This is a genomic window from Halomonas sp. HNIBRBA4712, assembly GCF_043558675.1.
Taxonomy (GTDB): domain Bacteria; phylum Pseudomonadota; class Gammaproteobacteria; order Pseudomonadales; family Halomonadaceae; genus Vreelandella.
This window is the reverse complement of record NZ_JBIFXR010000001.1, coordinates 335,259-353,250: the sequence shown is the minus strand read 5'-3', so window position 1 is coordinate 353,250 and position 17,992 is coordinate 335,259. Positions and strand designations below refer to the sequence as shown.

The following is a 17,992-nucleotide window of genomic DNA, read 5'->3' as shown; positions in this document are numbered from 1 at the left end:
TTTTCCGGATTCGAGAGGCGGCGCTGGAGAGGCTCGTCGCCAAGGCCCGACCAACAAGGTGTTATTCAACGAGGCCGAGCGATTTTCTCGCGGCGGCGAGCTCGATTTTCAGTGTGTCGCGCTCCTTGAGCGCGCGCTGGCGCTCGTCGTCGCTGCCCAGCGCCTCGAGGTTGGCGTCGACGTTGAGCAGCACACTTTGCACCGCCGCCGTCAGCAGATGCGCTCCGGCGGTGGCGTCGCTTTCAAACTGCGCCTCGATGTGCGCCATCGTCTCTTCGCCCAGGGTGAGTGCCTCGAGGCAGCGCCGGGCGGTTTCGAGCGGTACCGCCACGGCCCGGCGCGCGGCCAGTTGGATGGCCTCGGCGCGAAGGCGCTTCTCCTCCTCGGAGGTTTGTGGCTTTTGAAGCGCCGCCATCATCGCGTCAAACGCGGCGACGTCCTCACCCGCCAGCGGCGCTAGCGCCCGTTTGAGCGCTTCGCCGCGGGTGATCAGCGCCGCGCGCTCGGCGCTTCGCTGATGCTGTTGGCCCAGGTGCAGCCCCTTGAGGATCAGCGCCAGGCCAAAATCCGCGCTCACGGCCGCCGCCGCGCCGCAGCCGGGCATGGGGCGATGCGCCAGGGCATCGCGAAAGTCACCAAGCGGCGTTTGCCACAGCTCGGTGGGGGGCATTTTCTGATTCATGCAGCGTCCTTGAAAGCGGTCGACGCGCGAACTCGCACGGTCGTCCCGGGTCGTAGAAACATGTTTTCAAGCTTAAATCATTTGTCCGACACCGTAGCAGGGATCGAGCGTGCTACCTTGTCTTTCGACGACTGAGATTTTCATGGACGCTTTCATCGGGGAGTTTCACCCTTGACGACGCATAACGATACGCCCGCCGCCACCGCCACCGCCGCCGAGCTTTACGAGCACATCATGTCGGCCAACACCGATGACGGGCTCGAATGGCCCCGCGCCGAGATCACGCTCGATGACGCCAACGACACCCTGGTGTTCGAGCTTTTCGATTACGGCCACCTGACGCTCACGCTTTCGAAAAGCGAAGACGAGTGGGTGGCGATGACCACCATCACCGCGCTCGAGCGTGTCAATGACCAGACCGCGTTCAACGAGGAGCTTCTGCGCCAGGGCGTGATGCTGCCGCTGGCCTCGATCGGCATCGTCACCATCGACGAGCGCGACTACTACGTCGCCTATGGGCAGCTGTTCGCCGACTCGAAGCTCGCCTCGATCTGCGCCGAGCTTCATGCCACCGCGAGCGCGGCGATGGAAGTGGCGCGGCTGATCCAGACCCACTTTTCCGCCCCGGCGCGTTAACTCAAGGAGTACACCATGCTGAACAAGATCATGACCGCGCTGCGCGGCAAGGCCCACGAAACCGGTCAGGCCGTGGTCGACTCTCAGGCGCTGCGCATCCTTGATCAGGAGATCCGCGACGCCGAACAGCACCTCAAGGCCTCGAAGACCGAGCTTGCCCGCCTGATGGGCCAGCGCCAGATCAATAGCGACAAGGTCATCGCGCTCGAGAAGAAGATCGACGAGCTCGAGCACAGCGCGTCGGCAGCGCTCGACAAGGGCGAGGAGGCGCTGGCCGTCGAGGTCGCCGAGCGTATCGTCGCGCTGCAGGGCGCGCTTGAAGCCGAGCAGCATATCGTCGATGAGTTCGACGCCAGCATCGAAAGCCTGCGCGGCACCATTCGCAACACCGAAAACCAGCTGCGTCAGCTCAAGCAGCAGGTGAGCGTGGTCAAGGCAACCGAGTCTGCCCAGCGGGCGCAGTCCGCCGTGGCGGCGCGCCACTCCGGCCAGCAGAGCGCGATGGGCAGCGCCATGGAGTCGCTGGAGCGCATCCGCGAGCGCCAAGCGCTGGACGCCGCCCAGATGAAGGCCGCCGAGCAGCTCACCGCCGAGGAGAGCGGCAGCGACCTGGAAGCCCGCCTGAAGGCTGCCGGGGTCGGCGCCAACGAGCGCAAGGCGGACGACGTGCTGGCCCGCATCAAGGCCAAACGCGAAAACCCGGTATAAGCGATGAACGGGCAGGCCCGGTGGTTTATCCAGTGGGCCTGCCAAGGAGAGAGCGATGCTCAAGACCCTGAAAGCGCTGCTTGGCGGCGGCGCCGAGAAAAGCCCCACCGCCGAGCGGCCCGGGGATGCAAGCTTCAACGCCGGGCTCCCCCTCGGCATGAGCGCCGAGGACTTCGCTGGGCTGCGTCTGGGCGGCCGGGTGCGGCTCAATCTGAGCGAGCTTGCCGTCTATCCGGATACCCTGTTCCAGTTCGAAAGCGACCAGGACTACCTGATCGCCGCGGTCGGCCACGTCGAGCTCGGTCAGGACGCCCACCTGGTGCGCTTTTATCTGGAGAACGACACCTGGCTTCAGGCCAGCGTCGAGAACAGGCGCGTCATCGAGTACAAGCTGTTCGACTTCTACCGCGTCAGTCACGTTTCCCAGGCCGAGTTCGAGGCGCTGCTCGACGCTGCCGACCCCACCTCGCGCCCGCTGGGCACCCGGCATTTGACGATCGAATCGACCGCCGGTGACGGCGAGCGTACCTTCGAGCGCGTCTGGGGCGAGCCTTCGAGCGATTGGTCGCCGCCGGTACAGTTCGAAGAGCAGGTGATGACCGAGCAGAGCGTCGTGACCCGCCAGGTGGTGCACCATGCGATGCTGTTCGAGCGCCCTATCGAAGGCTCCGAGCGCATGGAGTACGTGCTCATGAGCGCGGAGAGCGACGAGGAAGGCAGCTTCATGCTGGCCGAGAATCTGGGCGTTGACGTGGCCTTGCTGGATATTGATGCTATTTGACCCTCGAGCCTTTATCCTCGACCGGGTCTGGATCACTTTGTCTACCAGGATCACTTTGCCTACAAGGAAGACGCGACCATGAACTATCTGCAGGGCTTGCCCCACTTTCTCGGTTATCTGATCGGCGCGCTGATTCTGCTGGGCGCCTTCATGTACTGCTACAGCCGGATCACGCCGCACAAGGAGTGGACGCTGATTCGCCAGGGCAACGCGGCGGCGGCCACCGCCTACGCCGGCTCGATTCTGGGCTTTACCCTGCCGCTCTACAGCGCCATGGCCAACTCGATCAGTTTCATCGATTTTTTGCTCTGGGGCGTGATCGCCTTCGGCGTGCAGCTGGCGACCTTCTTCGGCTTGAAGGTGGTGCTGCAAAACCAGGGCGAAAGCCTGTCGACCCACATCAATGAAGGCCACATGGCCTACGGCATTCTGGTCGGCAGCATCTGCATTGCGGTGGGTTTACTCAACGCCGCCTCGATGACGTGGTAAGGAGCTCATCATGACCCAGCACGACCAAACGCCCCACCTGCCCCGGCGTAAACGCAGCGCCAAACTGTCGCTTGCCCTGATGGGCGCCGGCGCCTTCACTCTGACCGGCTGCGGGCAGCCCGAGGAAGTCACCGACGTGCGCTTCGACAGCCCCAGAAGCTATCAAAGCGTCGAAGAGTGCGTGGCGTCAAACGTCTACACCCAGAGCGCCTGCGAGGAGTCCTACGAGGCCTCGCTTCAGGACGTGCCGCGTTTCGACTCGCTCGAGGCCTGCGAGGCCGAGCACGGCGAAGGCGCCTGCGTGGCCCCCACCGAGGAGCAGGCCCAGGCCGCCACCGGCGGCAGCGGTGGCGGCTGGTTCATGCCGGCGCTGATGGGCTACATGGTCGGCAACATGATGTCGCGCACCAGCCGCGGTGCCACCAGCCAGGGGCTCTATCAGGAGCCGGTGTACCGCAACCGGCAAAACCAGGGCAACTGGAACGCGGCCACCAACCAGGCCAGTCAACGCGTCAGCCAGCGCCAGCAAACGATGCGCAATACCGCCGTGCAGAACCGCCAGGCGACCCAGCGCAGCGGCTTCGGCTCGCGCTCCTCCGCCCGCGGCGGCTGGGGCTCCTGACCTTCATGCTCAGAGTCGACGTTGCCGAGCGCCCCCACTGGAAAACCCTGGCCCGTGAGCTGGGGTTTCATTTTCATACCATCGACGGCGAACCCTACTGGAAGGAGAGCGCTTACTACCAGTTCACTCTTGAACAGGTCGAGCGCGATATCGAAGCGCCGACCGAGGAGCTTCACGAGATGTGCATGGCGCTTGTCGACAAGGTGTGCCACTCCAACGCCCTGATGCAGCGCCTGAGCATTCCAGAGTTCATGTGGGATACGATTTTCGACTCCTGGCGCGCCGGCCAGCCACATCTCTACGGACGCATGGATTTCGCCTACGCAGGCAACGGCCCCGCCAAACTTTTAGAGCTCAACTACGACACGCCTACCTCGCTGTATGAAGCCGGTATCTTTCAGTGGGTGTGGCTCGAGCAGGCGATCGAGCAGGGGTTAATTGCGCGCAACGCGGACCAGTTCAACTCGATTCAGGAGAAGTTGATGGGCGCGCTTGCGCATATCGGCCAGCGCCTGAGCGATCGCACGCTGCATTTTTCCTGCATCAAGGATAACGTCGAGGAGCGCGCCACGGTCCACTACCTGCAGGATATCGCCATGCAGGCCGGGCTCGAGGCACCGTTCATCCACACCGAGGATATTGGCGTGCTGCCTGGCTGTGACTACTTCGTCGACCTGATTGATGCGCCGATCAGGGCGCTGTTCAAGCTCTACCCCTGGGAGGAGCTGGCTCAGGAGGATTTCGGCAAACTGATTCCCGAGCTTGCCACCCACTGGTTCGAGCCGCCCTGGAAGGCGGTGCTTTCCAACAAGGGGATTCTGCCGCTTTTATGGGAGGAGTACCCGGATCACCCCAACCTGCTGCCCGCGTACTTCGAAAAACTCGGCGAGACAACCCTGCCGCCGGGCTGGGTGCGCAAGCCGTTCTTTTCACGGGAAGGGAGCAACGTGGAGCTCACCACCAACGGAGGTGCGTTCGAGAGCGTGGCCGGGCCTTACGTGGATAGCCCCTGGATTCGCCAGGCGTATCACCCGATGCCGCGCTTCGGCGAGTTTCACGCCCTGGTGGGGAGCTGGGTGGTGGGCGACCGCGCCTGCGGGATGGGCATTCGCGAGGATGTGGGGCGCATCACCAAGGACTCGTCCTGCTTCGTGCCCCACGCGATCGTCAACTAGATAGAGCGTTTCAGGCGGCGGTAGCGCCCGTCGCCTTTGACCGCATCGACCACGCCGCCAGTGGAGTCGAGCGCGTGCTCGCCTCTTGCGTGACGAATTCCCGCGCGCCGATCCAGCTGACCGGCTCGGCCAGTTTGACCTCCTTCGGCGCAGAGCCCTTGGCCAGGCGCAGCAAGTAGTCGTCGCTTTCGGTGGGGTGCCAGTGGGCGAGCAGTTCAAAAGGAGCGCTCTGACTACGCCGCGCAGCGATGACCCCAAGGGCGGGCTCGCTGTAGAGCTCGACGATATGCGCTACTCCTTTCTCTTTCAGCGCCTGCCAGGTAGCGGTGTCCAGCGGCGTGGTCGCGATCGCCGTCACATCGGCGGGAAGCGTCGGTAAACGCTGGGCGAGCTGGCGCCAGCGCTGGCTGTCGGTGGCGATGATGTCACCGGCGTTGAGCTCCCAGAGCGCACCGGCGTTTTCGAACAGCGAACGTGTCTGCCAGCCAGCCACCTGGGGCAGCAGCGCGCCCAGCATGAACCCGGCAACGCTTTGCAGCGACAGCCAGCTGATCAGCGTGCGCTCTTTGCTTGCACACAGGCCGAGCAGGATTTTGAGCGATGCGGCCTCCTGCTCGAGTGCGGCGCTGGTATGGCGGTACGGGCGCTGTAAACGGTTGCAGAACGCCGCCCGACTGGTGTCATGCAGATTGAGGTATTCGATGGCGTTATGTTCGGCGAGCGTCTTTGCCCACTCGCCAAGGGTAATGGAAGTGTCCGGCAGCGCCAGCTGGCGCGCGCCGAACAGGTGCGCAAGCGCATGGGACAACCCGGCGCGTTCCGGCGTACCCGCGCAAGGCAGCATGTCCGTATGCTTCGCCTTATGGTGCTGGGCCGCGACTGACCGAAGAACGCTCAAGGTTGTCGACTGAGAGAGTGACAACATGACTGCTTCCTCTGCAAGGTGTCTGTTTGACCGCTACAAAGTACCCTCTTGTATCACTTTTGTCAAAATAATTGTACTTCGCGTACAGCTTTAAAACGCTCGTAAATTAATGAAATAAAACTTCATTGACCCAAGTCAACGTAAGGGCTGATTGCACCTTTGGTCCGAGAAATAGATCCAGTTGTATAACTATAAACTCAGGTTATAAAACCGCACTATCGAACCCAAACCTGCCTGATAAAACCGCGCTCGCTAAAAAATAACCAGACGCTGTAATTCTTCAGTACTTTGAGAGTACTATTTAACTAATCAATATTAATTAACGAACTGGTCACGATGGTTTGGCCTCCTGGAGCCCTTGCGTATGAAGGCCCGCTGGAAAACCCTGCCCCTGAGCTTGCGTCAGTTTCTCTCCTTTGCTTCGGTATTGGCGGTGACGCTGCTGCTGGCGCTCTATCTCCAGGCTCAGGCGCACAGCACGTCGCGGCTCGAGCGCTTGATCAATGACGAGCTCCCCCAGCAGGTAGAGGCGCTGGCGACCCGACTGATACTGCGCCTTAGCCCGGCACTGGCGATTTCCGAAGGCGTGGCCAACAGCTACGTGCTGGAACAGTGGGTAGAGAACGGGCTGCCGGTGTCGGAGCGCTCGGCCATCGCCGGCTACCTGTCGCGTCCGGCCGAGCAGTTGGAGGCGGACCTGCTCTTTTTCGCCGTGCAGTCGCCGATCGGCGCTTACTATTTCCAGTATCGCGAGGGGAATCTGCTCCAGCGCGCCCTGCAGGGCCCTGAAAGCGAAGACCGCTGGTATTTCGAGTTCACCGACAGTGACGCCCCCTACAACCTGAACCTGGACAGCGACACCTTCACGCCGGGGGACAGCTTCGTTTTTCTCAACTTTAGAAGCGACGCTCAGGCACCAAACGGCCGCCCGCTGGTCGTGGCCGGCGCGGCGCTGAATCTCGATCAGATGGCGCAGTTGATCGAGGACTTCAGGCTGGGCGACACCGGCCGCGCCGCGCTGCTCACCGCTACCGGCGAGCTGATGGTGAATAGCGACAATGCCAGCGCTCCCGCCAGCGGGCTTTCGTCGCTTGCGCTATCGCGAAGCGAGACCCAGGTCAACGAAGTCACCCGAGACGGCACGCCTTACCTGATGGCGACGCGCTGGCTACCGGAGCTTGGGCGCTACCTGATGGTCGAGGTGGCCAAAAGCGAGTACATCGAGGCCGCGCAAATGCGCTTTCTCGCCTCGACCGGCTGGGGGCTTTTGATTCTGCTGGCAGGCCTCGTGGCGCTCTACCCGCTCACCGTGCGTCTGCTGCGCCCGCTGACGCGCTTTCAGCGCCAGCTCAAGGAGATCACGCTGAGCCTCGATCTGACGCGCCGCGTGAGCACCGACGACCGCGCCGAACTTGGCGACCTGGCCGATCAAACCAACGAGCTTCTGTCACGGCTTTCGCGCGCCATGACCGCCGTGTCCGCCAACGCCCAGGCGCTCAACGGCGTGGCGGATCGGCTGGCGCAGACCGCCGGGCTCTCCGGCGTTTCCCAAAGCGATCCGCGCCTGGAGGCCGACCAGACCATGGCCGCGGCGGTCGAGGAGATGGCCTCGTCGGTGGCCGAGATCACCTCCACCATGGAGGAGCTTTCCGCGTCGTCGACTCAGATCGCCGACCACTCCCAGTCGGTGGTCGACGTGGCCAACCAGACCCTCGAGCGCAGCCGCAAGGGCTCCGATGCCATGGAGCATCTGCAGTCGCGCATGCAGGCCATTCGCGGCGACAGCGAGCAGAGCCTGGCGGAAATCGTCGCGCTGGGGGCCAAATCCAAACAGATCAGCAAGGTGATGGAGCTGATCAACACTCTGGCCGCGCAGACCAAGCTGATCGCCTTCAACGCCGCGCTGGAAGCCTCGAGCGCCGGCGAATCCGGGCGCCGCTTCTCGGTGGTGGCCAGCGAAATTCGCCGCCTTGCCGACAGCGTCACCGACTCCACTCAGGAGATCGAGGGCCACACCGAGGAGATCCAACGCGCCATCAGCCGGCTGGTCGTGACCTCGGAAAAAGGCGCGGCCGCGATCGAAAAAGGCGTCGAGGTGAGCCTCACCACCGCCGAAGACCTCGAGGCCGTACTGAAGGCCGCAAGCCAAACCAGCAGCGCGGCGCAGCAGATCTCGCTCTCCACCCAGCAACAGAAGACCGCCAGCAGCCAGGTCGTCACCGCTTTGCGCGACATCGACACCGCCAGCGCCCGCAACGCGCAGTCGGTGCGCCATATCACCGACATCAGCCAGCAAATGATCGAGATGTCCGCCGAACTCAACGCGCTGGTGCGCGAGTTCACCCTCCACTCAACGACGGATCGACGCTGATGTGCGGAGAGCACCCGTGAGCGCCCTTCGCGTCGTGATCGCCGACGACAGCGCGGTGGCGCGCGATGTGCTGCGCCAGCTGCTCACCCGCGACGGCGACATCGAAGTCGTCGGCGAGGCGTGTAACGGGCGCGAAGCGGTAGCGCTTGCGCGCACCCTCGCCCCGCAGCTGATCACGATGGATCTGACCATGCCGGTCATGGAGGGGCTTTCGGCGATCGAGGAGATCATGCACACCCGAGCGCTGCCGATTCTGGTAGTGAGCGACCGCTTCGAGGCCGCCGCCGCCGGCCAGGCGCTCGCCCTCGGCGCCCTCGAGGTGATGCCCAAACCCACCCTCGACGAAAAGAGCGGCCTTGCGCTGCTCGAACGGGTGCGGCTGCTGGCCGGCGTCGCCGTAATCACCCGCCTCAAGAGGCGCACTGCCCGGGAGTGCGCGTCACCGTCGGCGGCCTACGCCGTGCCGTGTGCGGCGCGCGTGGTGGCCATCGCCTGCTCGACCGGCGGCCCACAGGCGCTCGCCCGGCTGTTGAGCCGGCTGCCTGCCGGGTTCGCCTTACCCGTGGTTATCGCCCAGCACATGAGCCACGGCTTCATCGACGGCATGGCTCAGTGGCTCGCCTCGCTGTGCCGCTTGCCGGTACGCGTACCCCGTCACGGCGAAGCGCTGGTGCCCGGTACGGTGTATCTGGCGGCGTCGGAGAAGAATCTCGAGGTCACGCTGGATCACCGTTTTCGTCTGACCACCCCCGCCGCTCACACGATTTATCACCCCAGCTGCGATACGCTGCTGACCAGCGTCGCCGCCGCCTATGGCAAGGGCGCCATCGGTGTTATCTTGACCGGCATGGGCGGCGACGGCGTTCAGGGTATGGGCGCGATTCGCCGTGCTGGCGGTCTGACGCTGGCCCAGGACGAGGCCAGCTCGGTCATCTACGGCATGAACCGGGAAGCCGTCAACGCCGGCGTCATCCAACGCGTGGTCGCGCTCGATGAACTGCCCGAGCTGCTTATCGCTACCACCCACGGTAGATTCTTCTGTTGGTCGACACCGTCATGAGCTCCTACGCACCGTTCAAGCAGCTGGTTCACGAACGCCTGGGTCTACATCTCGAAGGCCTTCACGAGGCGCGCCTGATCAAGGCGGTCGAGGCCCTGCGCGCTGATACCGGTGAGCCGCAAAGCGAGGCGCTGATCGCCCGGCTGCGCCAGGAGCCGGCGCTGTTCGACGCCTTCATCAGCCGTCTGACGGTCAACGAAACCTACTTCTATCGCGAGGCCGACGCGCTTATTTGGTTGGCCGAGCATTATCTGCCCGAGCGGCTGGCGCACACCGGAGCGCCGCTCCACATCCTGAGTGCGGGCTGCTCCTCCGGCGAGGAGCCTTTTAGCCTGGCCATGGCGCTCGCCGAGCGCTTTGGCGAGCGCGCCCCGACGCTTTTTCACATTACCGCCGGCGATGTCGACCGCCAGGCACTCGCCTGCGCCCGGCGCGGCCTTTACACCGGCATGGCGTTTCGCACCCTGCCCGAGCCGCTCAAGGCGCGCTACTTCACCCGCTCGGGAAGCCGCTACGCCGTTGACGCGGCGCTCCGGGAGTGGATCGATTTTCGCCCGCTCAACGTGCTCGATGCGCCGACGATGGCCGAGTCCGCGGCGTTCGATGTGATACTTTTTCGTAACGTCTCGATCTACTTCGACGAACCGACGCGCAAGCGCATTCAGCAGCGCCTGGCCGAGCGCCTCGCGCCCGGCGGCGTTCTTCTTTGCGGCGTAGCCGAAACCCTGGGCAACGATTTGGGCGTGCTGACGTTGGCCCAGCAGCAGGGCACGTTTTATTTCTGCCGCCCGGAGGCCGCGGCCGCACCCGGGGCATCGTCACCCCCGCTCGAGCCCGCCGTGGTGGTGCCCACTTTAATCCAGACGCCAAAGGCGCCACCTGGTGATCCACCAGCCGACGCGCCCCCCGAGCCCTCTTCGCTGCTCGAGCAGCGCCTGCGCCAGGCCCACGCGCACCTGGAGCACAGCCGCCTTGACGAGGCCGAATCGCTTCTGACCGCGCTGCTCGAGGAGCAGCCCTGGAGCGTCGATGCGCTGCTGCTGGCCGGGCTGGTGGCGCGCTGGCAGCAGCGCTCGCTCGACGCTCAGGCGTACTTCAAGCGCGCGCTGTACGTCGCGCCGGAGTGCTGGCCGGCGCACTTCTACCAGGCCGAGCTGTTTCGCTGTGGCGCGCTTTCCCGGGTACCGGGCCAGCCGCGCCGGGGCTACGAGGCCACGCTGCGCCTTTTGACGGCGAGCCCCGAGGCGAGCGGCGGGCTCGCCTACATTCGTTCGCCGCTGCCGCCGGGCGATGCGTGCTTTCTCGCCCGGTGCCACCTGGACGCCAGCGAAGGCGAGCGGAGCGCGCGCCGTGGCGCTTGATATCACCCGCTTCATCCAGCGCTTCGTGGAGGAGGCGCGCGACCACCAGCCGCGCCTGCGCGACGGTATCGCCTCGCTTGCCGAAGGCGGTCAAGGCAGCGACATCAACGCGCTGTTTCGCGCGGTGCACACGCTCAAGGGCTCCTCGCGCATGCTGCGCCTCGAGGCGATCAGCTCGCTGACCCACGCGCTGGAGGAGCTTTTAAGCGCGCTGCGCGAAGGCACGCGCAGCGCCGACCCGGCAGTAATCGAGCTCCTGGAGCGCGCCGCCGACCTGCTCGATACCCAGATCGACCGGCTGGCGGAAGGCGCCGCGCCCGAGACGCTGCCGACCGCCGACACAGCGCTGCACGACGCGCTGATCGGTGCCGCCCGCCACGAAGCCGACCCGCCCCCGGCGTCAGCGCCGACCACCACGCCGACGCCGTCCGTCGCGTCGTCGAAAGAGCCGCGCCTTCGCCTGAGCGATACCGTGCGCGTTCGCATCGAGCGGCTCGACGAGCTGATTCGCCTGATGGGCGAGGCGCTATCGTACCACCACCAGCAGCACGCGCTGGTGGAGCGCGCCCGCGCGCTTGCGGTGTCGCTACCCTTCGAGCAGCGCCAGCCGATGCGGGAGTTTCACCGCGCCTTCAAGGAGAGCACTCAGAACCAGGACAGCCTGATGAGCGAACTTCGCGATCGCGCGCTCAAGATGCGCATGCTGCCGCTGTCGATGGTGTTCGAACCGCTGGCCCGGATGACCCGCGAGCTGGCGCAAACACTGGGCAAGGAGGCGACCTGCACGCTTTCGGGCGGCGATATCGAGCTCGACCGCCAGATAATCGACCGACTCTCCGAGCCGCTGGTCCACCTTTTACGCAACGCCCTTGACCACGGCCTGGAACACAGCGATGCGCGCCGCCGGGCGGGTAAGCCCGCCACGGGGCGCGTGACGCTGCGGGCGTGGCAGGATGGCGACGGCGTGACCATCGAGCTTGCCGACGATGGCGCCGGCATCGACCTCGACGCGGTGCGAAAAAGGGCCCGCGAGCGCGGGCTTATAAGCGCCGAGCAGCTCGCACTTTACGGCGAAAGCGAGCTACTCGAGCTGATTTTCGCGCCGGGCTTCTCGACCCGCTCGATGATTACCGATATGTCCGGGCGAGGGGTGGGCATGGACGTCGTTCGGCGCACCGTGGTCGACGATCTCAGCGGCGATCTTCACCTTACCCAGCATACCGGCCAGGGCTGTACCGTCACGCTGCGCCTGCCCTTTTCGCTGGCGCTGGTTCATGTACTGCTGGTGCGGGTGGGCAAGCGCACGCTCGGAATCACCGCGCCCTACGTTGCGAGCCTTCAGGAGGTCGCTTTCGAAACGCTGATCGACGCGGCGGGCCAGCGCACCCTGGTGCTCGACGACACGTTCGTTCCGGTGGTGTCGCTGGCGGCGCTTCTGGGACTTGCGCAGGCGCCGCTTGGCGAGCGTGTGCTGCTGCTCGTCGCAGGCCAGGGCGCTGCGCGGCTCGCGCTGATCATCGACGAGGTGCTCGACGAGCGTGACATGGTGCTCAAGCCGCTGCCGGCGCACCTGGGTGAGCTTGCGCTGGTGTCGGGCATGGCAAGCGTTGGTGGCAGCACCCTTGTCAGCGTACTGCACGTTCCCGCACTATTGGCCCAAGCCACGCGCACGACGCGCTCGGCCTCGGTAGCCACCCCGGAACGTGCGCCGGCGCACCGTATCCTGATCGTGGACGACTCGCTCAACACGCGCGAAATCGAAAAGGACGTGCTCGAGGCCTGGGGTTACCGGGTGACGCTGGCCGAAAACGGCCGGGAGGGGTGGGACAAGGCGCTGGCCGAGCCCTTCGACGCCGTGCTCACGGACGTGGAAATGCCGGTCATGGACGGCTTCACGCTGACGGCGAAGCTGCGCGATCACGAGCGCTATCGGCAAACGCCGATCATCATCATGACCTCGCGCGAAAAAGAGGCCGACCGCCAGCGCGGGATGACGGTGGGCGCCGACGCCTACATCGTCAAGGGTAGCTTCGACCAGAACCAGCTGGTGGAGACCCTCAAGGCCCTGCTGGGCTAGCGGGCACGCTAAATAAAGAGGATAATCATGACGATACTGGTGGTCGACGACGACGTGCTCGCGGCCGAACTGACCGCCGCGATCCTGACCGCGCAGGGATATGTTCCCATGATTGCGCATAACGCGATGGAAGCGGTACGCACGCTCGAGGCCCATTCGGACATCGCTCTGATCGTCAGCGACCTGACCATGCCGCTGGTGAGCGGGCTCGAGCTTCACGCGCTGTTAAGAGACCAGGGCGTGATGATCCCGTTCATTCTGCTGACCGGCGACGATACGGTCGCTGCGCTGGCCGAGGCGCCCTACCTTCATGCCTGCCTGCAAAAGCAGGCGGATCTGGCGCTGACGCTGGGCCCGGCCGTCGACCAGGCGCTGGGTAGCTAGCCTCGGGCGCTTGCTTTTGCTCACGAACAGGTACTCTCATGAACTCTCCTGCCATGACGCTGAACGATAAGCTCGACGAGCTGCGTCAACGCTTCATCGAGCAGCTCGCCACGCGCCTTGCGCAGACCCAGCGGGAGTGGCAGCAGAGCCAGCTCAGCGCCGATTCACCCGCGCGCCTCACCCCGGAGTTACACCGCTTCTTTCATAGCCTCAAGGGCACCGGTCGCTCGTTGGGCTTTGAGCGCGTCGCCGCCCTCGCGCACCAGGGCGAAGAGGCGTTGACCCACGCGCCCGCGGTCGAAGATATCAGCGGGCTCATCGAGCGGCTGCTGGCCAGCCTTGTGGAGGAACAGACGCAGCTGCAACGCCAGCCGCCCGCGCCGCTTCCGGCCTCCTTCAGCGCAGTGGATTTCAGCGCCACGCCACGTGCGAGCGGCAGCCGCCGCCGGCTGATCTATCTGTGTGACGACGAGCCGGAGCCGCTTGGCCAGCTGTTTCATCACCTGCGCTGCTTTGGCCACGAGGTCGTTCACTTCGAAAGCCCACAGGCATTCTTCAACGCCGTGCTGACGCGCCGCCCCGACGCCATCATCATGGACGTGCGCTTTCCCCAGGGCAAAACCGCCGGCACCGAAACGCTGACCAGCCTGAACCGGCTCATCGGCGAGCGGCTGCCGGCCATCGTGCTCTCCGCCTTCGGCGATTTCGGCTCCCGGCTGAGCGCCGTGCGCGCCGGGTGCAGCGGCTACTTCACCAAACCGGTCAAGCCGCTGGATTTGATGCTGGCGCTGGACGAACTCACCTCCCCCCCGGACGAGGAGCCGCTGCGGGTATTGGTCGTCGACGACGAGCCCGAAGCGGCGGGCTACCACGCCGCATTGCTCGAGCAGGCGGGCATGATCACCCAGCAGGCCCACCACCCGGCAGAGGCCTTCGACGCGCTCGAGCGCTTCAGCCCGGATCTGATGCTGGTCGATATGTACATGCCGGTCTGCTCCGGCGAGGAGCTCGCCACCATCGTGCGCCAGCAGCCGGAGTACGTGGGGCTGCCAATCGTCTATCTGTCCGGCGAAACCAACAGTGAGAAGCAGTTCACCGCCATGGCGGCTGGTGCCGAGGGATTCATCACCAAGCCGGTGGTGCCCGAGGAGTTGGTCGCGGCGGTGCGCCTTCGCGCCGAGCGGCTGCGTCAGCTGCGCACGCTGATGACCCAGGATAGCATGACCGGGCTCTACAACCACAGCACCACCACCGACCTGATCGACCGCGCCCTGGTGCAGGCGTATCGCGACGACACCCACCACGCCATGGCGATGATCGACATCGACTACTTCAAGGAGGTCAACGACACCTACGGCCACCTCGCCGGTGATCAGGTCATCATTACCCTGGCGCGCATGCTCAAGGCGCGCCTGCGGGTGTCCGACATCATCGGCCGCTACGGTGGCGAGGAGTTCGTGGTGCTGCTCAAGAACGTGGACGCCGACACTGCGGCCACGCTCATCGACGCGCTGCGCGAGGATTTTGCCGGGGTCGACTTTCACGCCGGAAGCGAGCGCTTCAACTGCACCTTCAGCGCCGGTATCAGCGTCTTTCCCACTCATCCATCGACCGAAGCGCTACGCGTCAGCGCCGACCGCGCGCTCTACCGCGCCAAGGATCGCGGACGCAATCGCATCATCCAGAGCCGGGAGACCGACCGTGACACCCCCCTCGACGACGAGTGAGTCGGCGCCCTCGCGCCTGGCCCAGGCACTGGCCGAACGAAGCGACGCCCAACGCCAACCCGAGCCCCAGGCGCCGACCCATCAACTGGTACTGTTCCGCCTGACCGGCAAGCGCTTTGCCTTCAGCGCGGAGAACGTGCGCGAAATTCTCGCCGGCGACGAGCCGGTCTACTTCGTGCCCGGCGTGGCGGAAAGTGTCGAAGGCGTGCTTCATCTGCGCGGGCACATCGAGTCGGTGATCGCGCTCAATGCGCTGCTGGGGCTCGAAAGCGACGCCGCGACCGGCCAGATTCTGATGGTCGAGGCCGCCGGCATACGCACCGGCGTGCGTATCGGCCAACTCGACGACGTGTGCGATATCGCCGAAGAGGCGCTGATCACTCCACCGGAGACGCTGAACCCGCTGCTCACCCCCTACGTCAGCGCGCTGATCCACCGCCCGGACGAGGCGATCGTCGTGCTCAACGCCGAGGCGCTGCTGACCGCCTTCCAGACAGGCCGGGGATGAGGTGAGCCGAATCGCGCTGGTCACCTTCGCGGCAGGCACCCACCGCTACGCCCTCGAGGCAAGCCAGGTTCAGAGCCAGCGCCTGAGGCCCGACGCCAAGCGCCACGTCAGCGCCGCCGAGTGGCTTGGCCTGCCGGGCGAGCACCCCGCGCCAGAGCGCTGGCTCACTATTGATGACCACCGCGGCCTTTGGCAGCTCGGCGTGGCGGGCGACGTCGAGCTCATCGAGAGGCCTACCGCTTCGCTTTATCCGTTACCAGAACTCGTACGCGCCAGCGCTCATCCTGCCCTGTGCGGCCTCGCACTAAAGGATCAGCGCGTGGCGCTGTGGCTACTCGACGCCCGCCGGGCTCAGGACTGAAGCCACAGGCACGTCACCGTTTCGCCCTGCTCCACGCGTTGATGTGGGTCGATCACCGCCAGCGCGTCGGCATGCACGCAGGAGGAGAGTACCGAGGAGTCCTGGTCCTTGAAGGCGTGGGCGTCGATCCCCCGGGGGGTGAACTCGAGCTGGACGCGCATGTAGTGCTGGCGCGGGCCAGTCGTGGTAGAAAACGTCGCCCGCGCCGCCAGCCGCGGCAGCGACGCCAGCTGCGAGCAGTCGAGCAGCGCCCCCATCAGCGGACGCAGAAAGAGCCACGCGCCAACGAACCCGGACACCGGGTTGCCGGGCAGGCCGACGAAGCGCGCCATCCTGCCGTCGCCGCGAGGCAGCCGCCCCAGCGCCAGCGGCTTGCCCGGGCGAATCGCCAAGCGCCACAGGTCGAGCTCGCCAAGGGTTTTGAGGGCGCGCTTGACGTGATCCTCCTCGCCCACGCTGACCCCGCCGGTGGTGATCACTACGTCGGCAAGGTTGGCCGCCCGCGTCAGGCACACCCGGGTCCTTTCGGCGTCGTCGGGCACGCTTTCAAGATGCACCACCTCGGCGCCGAAGCGCTCCAGAAGCTGCGCGAGCATCGGCCGGTTGCTGTTATAAAGCTGGCCCGGCGCCAGCGGCTGGCCCGGTTCGATCACCTCGTCGCCGGTGGAAAGAAGCGCTACCTGCGGACGGCGGCGCACCGTTACGTTAGCGATACCCTGCCCCGCCAAATGGCCAAGCGCTGCGGCGTTGAGGCGCGTGCCGGCCTCGAGCAGCACGCTGCCCCTGGCGACGTCCCGGGCGCGGCGACGCACGCTATTGCCGACCGGGATACCGGCGGGAATGCGGGCGCACTGCCCGTCGAGTTCGACCTCCTCCTGCATCACCACGCAGTCGGCGCCTTCGGGCAGCTCGCCGCCGGTAAAGATGCGCGCACAGGTGCCGGGGGCGAGCGGCGCGGCCGGGTGGCCCGCGGCGATACGCTGGGAAACCGACAGCCAACGCCCGGCGTCCGCAGCGCGAAGCGCATAGCCGTCCATCGCGCTGTTGTCACGGGCGGGCACGTCGAGTGCAGCGATGACCGACTCGGCCAGCACGCGCTCAAACGCGGCCCCTAGAGAAACCTCTTCACTTTCAAGCGGGGTGACATCGGCCAGCAGCGCCTCCAGCGCTTTCTCGATCGGCGCGAGTTCAGCCATGCTGCCCCCGCCCGGGGATCACCAGGTTGGCGAAGTTGCAGGGCTTATGGCGGCTATCGAGCTGTTCGGCGAGAAGGCGGTCCCAGCCGGTGCGACACGCACCCGTAGAGCCTGGCAGGCAGAAGATCACGGTGGCGTTGGCCAGCCCGCCAAGACAGCGGCTCTGGATGGTGGAGCTGCCGATCTCCTCACCGCTGAGCGCTCGAAAGCGCTCACCGAAGCCCTGGATCTCCTTGTCCAGCAGTACCGACACCGCCTCCGGGGTGGAGTCGCGCCCGGTGAAGCCGGTGCCGCCAGTGCTGATCACTACCTGCACTTCGGGGTCGGCGATCCACGCGGCCACCGCCGCGCGAATGCGGTACTTGTCGTCGATGACGATGCGTTTTTCCACCAGCCGGTGGCCGGCGCTTTTAAGCCGCTCGACCAGCAGCGCCCCGGAGCGGTCGTCCTCTTCGGTGCGGGTATCGGAGACGGTCAGCACCGCGATATTCAGCGCCTCCATGCTCTCCATTGCCTTGCTCTCCATGGCACTACGCTCCCTGGCCCTTCTGCGCCTGGCGGGCCTCCAGGGCGGCGAGCTGCTCCGGCGTTGCCTTGGCCTGGTGGTGGGCCTTCCACTCGCTGTAGGGCATGCCGTAAACGTGCTCCCGGGCGGCTTCATAGTCGAGCGCCTCGCCGCGCTCCTCGGCGGCGCTGACCAGCCACTTGGAGAGGCAGTTACGGCAGAAGTCGGCCAGAATCATCAGGTCGATGTTCTGAACGTCCTTGTTGGCGTCGAGATGGGTCAAGAGCCGGCGAAAGGCGGCGGCTTCGAGTTCGGTGCGGGTCGTTGGGTCAAGATCGTCGAAGGCGTGCATGATCGCTCCAGAGGTCGAATGGGTGTCAGCATAGCAAAAGACACGCTTTAAAAACGCCTCCAGCGCTGCGAA

General features: G+C 65.4%; 19 protein-coding genes. 14 read left to right on the top strand and 5 right to left on the bottom strand.

The window, feature by feature from the left end; translation table 11 throughout:
- Positions 1–61: 61 nt before the first annotated feature.
- On the bottom strand, positions 62–682 hold the full coding sequence (locus ACGK9R_RS01685; protein ID WP_394577829.1) for a cyclodeaminase/cyclohydrolase family protein: 621 nt from the start codon (positions 680–682) through the stop codon (positions 62–64).
- A 171-nt stretch (positions 683–853) separates the two neighbouring features.
- Between ACGK9R_RS01685 and ACGK9R_RS01680 the strand changes: the two genes are divergently transcribed.
- The 6 genes from ACGK9R_RS01680 to ACGK9R_RS01655 all read left to right on the top strand — a co-directional run bounded on the left by ACGK9R_RS01680 (position 854) and on the right by ACGK9R_RS01655 (position 5,093).
- Positions 854–1,318 carry a DUF2170 family protein gene (locus tag ACGK9R_RS01680; RefSeq protein ID WP_394577828.1) on the top strand — a complete coding sequence of 155 codons (465 nt, stop codon included), beginning with the start codon at positions 854–856 and terminating at the stop codon, positions 1,316–1,318.
- 15 nt (positions 1,319–1,333) lie between these two features.
- A complete protein-coding gene (locus tag ACGK9R_RS01675; protein ID WP_394577827.1) occupies positions 1,334–2,026 on the top strand; it encodes a PspA/IM30 family protein in 693 nt (230 codons plus the stop codon).
- 55 nt (positions 2,027–2,081) lie between these two features.
- Positions 2,082–2,807 carry a DUF2491 family protein gene (locus tag ACGK9R_RS01670; RefSeq protein WP_394577826.1) on the top strand — a complete coding sequence of 242 codons (726 nt, stop codon included), beginning with the start codon at positions 2,082–2,084 and terminating at the stop codon, positions 2,805–2,807.
- A 78-nt stretch (positions 2,808–2,885) separates the two neighbouring features.
- Positions 2,886–3,296: a DUF350 domain-containing protein gene (locus ACGK9R_RS01665; protein WP_394577825.1), complete on the top strand. Its 411-nt coding sequence runs from the start codon at positions 2,886–2,888 to the stop codon at positions 3,294–3,296.
- 10 nt (positions 3,297–3,306) lie between these two features.
- Positions 3,307–3,918, top strand: a complete 612-nt coding sequence (locus ACGK9R_RS01660; RefSeq protein WP_394577824.1) for a DUF1190 domain-containing protein — start codon at positions 3,307–3,309, stop codon at positions 3,916–3,918.
- Between the two features lie 5 nt (positions 3,919–3,923).
- A complete protein-coding gene (locus ACGK9R_RS01655) occupies positions 3,924–5,093 on the top strand; it encodes a glutathionylspermidine synthase family protein (RefSeq protein ID WP_394577823.1) in 1,170 nt (389 codons plus the stop codon).
- A 10-nt stretch (positions 5,094–5,103) separates the two neighbouring features.
- Here ACGK9R_RS01655 and ACGK9R_RS01650 read toward each other — a convergent pair whose 3' ends face one another.
- Positions 5,104–5,937 (bottom strand): hypothetical protein, encoded by an 834-nt coding sequence (locus tag ACGK9R_RS01650; protein WP_394577822.1) that lies wholly within the window; start codon positions 5,935–5,937, stop codon positions 5,104–5,106.
- 445 nt (positions 5,938–6,382) lie between these two features.
- Between ACGK9R_RS01650 and ACGK9R_RS01645 the strand changes: the two genes are divergently transcribed.
- Genes ACGK9R_RS01645 through ACGK9R_RS01610 form a run of 8 tightly spaced genes read left to right on the top strand, consistent with a single transcriptional unit; the run spans position 6,383 to position 15,867 of the window.
- A complete protein-coding gene (locus tag ACGK9R_RS01645) occupies positions 6,383–8,389 on the top strand; it encodes a methyl-accepting chemotaxis protein (protein ID WP_394577821.1) in 2,007 nt (668 codons plus the stop codon).
- Positions 8,390–8,405: 16 nt separating this feature from the next.
- Entirely contained in the window at positions 8,406–9,449 is a 1,044-nt protein-coding gene (cheB, locus tag ACGK9R_RS01640; RefSeq protein WP_394577820.1) for a chemotaxis-specific protein-glutamate methyltransferase CheB, read from the top strand.
- Positions 9,446–10,810 carry a CheR family methyltransferase gene (locus tag ACGK9R_RS01635; RefSeq protein ID WP_394577819.1) on the top strand — a complete coding sequence of 455 codons (1,365 nt, stop codon included), beginning with the start codon at positions 9,446–9,448 and terminating at the stop codon, positions 10,808–10,810. The genes cheB and ACGK9R_RS01635 overlap by 4 nt, the downstream gene beginning before the upstream one ends.
- Complete coding sequence (locus ACGK9R_RS01630) at positions 10,800–12,887, top strand: response regulator (protein ID WP_394577818.1); 2,088 nt, start codon at positions 10,800–10,802, stop codon at positions 12,885–12,887. The genes ACGK9R_RS01635 and ACGK9R_RS01630 overlap by 11 nt, the downstream gene beginning before the upstream one ends.
- Positions 12,888–12,914: 27 nt before the next feature.
- A complete protein-coding gene (locus tag ACGK9R_RS01625; RefSeq protein ID WP_394577816.1) occupies positions 12,915–13,271 on the top strand; it encodes a response regulator in 357 nt (118 codons plus the stop codon).
- A 53-nt stretch (positions 13,272–13,324) separates the two neighbouring features.
- Entirely contained in the window at positions 13,325–14,998 is a 1,674-nt protein-coding gene (locus ACGK9R_RS01620) for a diguanylate cyclase (RefSeq protein ID WP_394577815.1), read from the top strand.
- Entirely contained in the window at positions 14,973–15,506 is a 534-nt protein-coding gene (locus ACGK9R_RS01615; protein ID WP_394577814.1) for a chemotaxis protein CheW, read from the top strand. Before ACGK9R_RS01620 ends, ACGK9R_RS01615 begins: the two co-directional genes overlap by 26 nt.
- A 1-nt stretch (position 15,507) precedes the next feature.
- Positions 15,508–15,867, top strand: a complete 360-nt coding sequence (locus ACGK9R_RS01610) for a hypothetical protein (RefSeq protein WP_394577813.1) — start codon at positions 15,508–15,510, stop codon at positions 15,865–15,867.
- Here the strand turns inward: ACGK9R_RS01610 and glp are convergent.
- From glp to ACGK9R_RS01595, 3 genes are read right to left on the bottom strand one after another with little or no spacing between them, the layout of a single operon-like run.
- Positions 15,858–17,063, bottom strand: coding sequence for a gephyrin-like molybdotransferase Glp (gene glp / locus ACGK9R_RS01605; protein ID WP_394577812.1), 1,206 nt, complete (start codon positions 17,061–17,063; stop codon positions 15,858–15,860). The genes ACGK9R_RS01610 and glp overlap by 10 nt on opposite strands.
- On the bottom strand, positions 17,056–17,574 hold the full coding sequence (gene moaB, locus ACGK9R_RS01600) for a molybdenum cofactor biosynthesis protein B (RefSeq protein WP_394578563.1): 519 nt from the start codon (positions 17,572–17,574) through the stop codon (positions 17,056–17,058). Before moaB ends, glp begins: the two co-directional genes overlap by 8 nt.
- 19 nt (positions 17,575–17,593) lie before the next feature.
- On the bottom strand, positions 17,594–17,920 hold the full coding sequence (locus ACGK9R_RS01595) for a DUF1244 domain-containing protein (protein ID WP_394577811.1): 327 nt from the start codon (positions 17,918–17,920) through the stop codon (positions 17,594–17,596).
- Positions 17,921–17,992 lie beyond the last annotated feature (72 nt).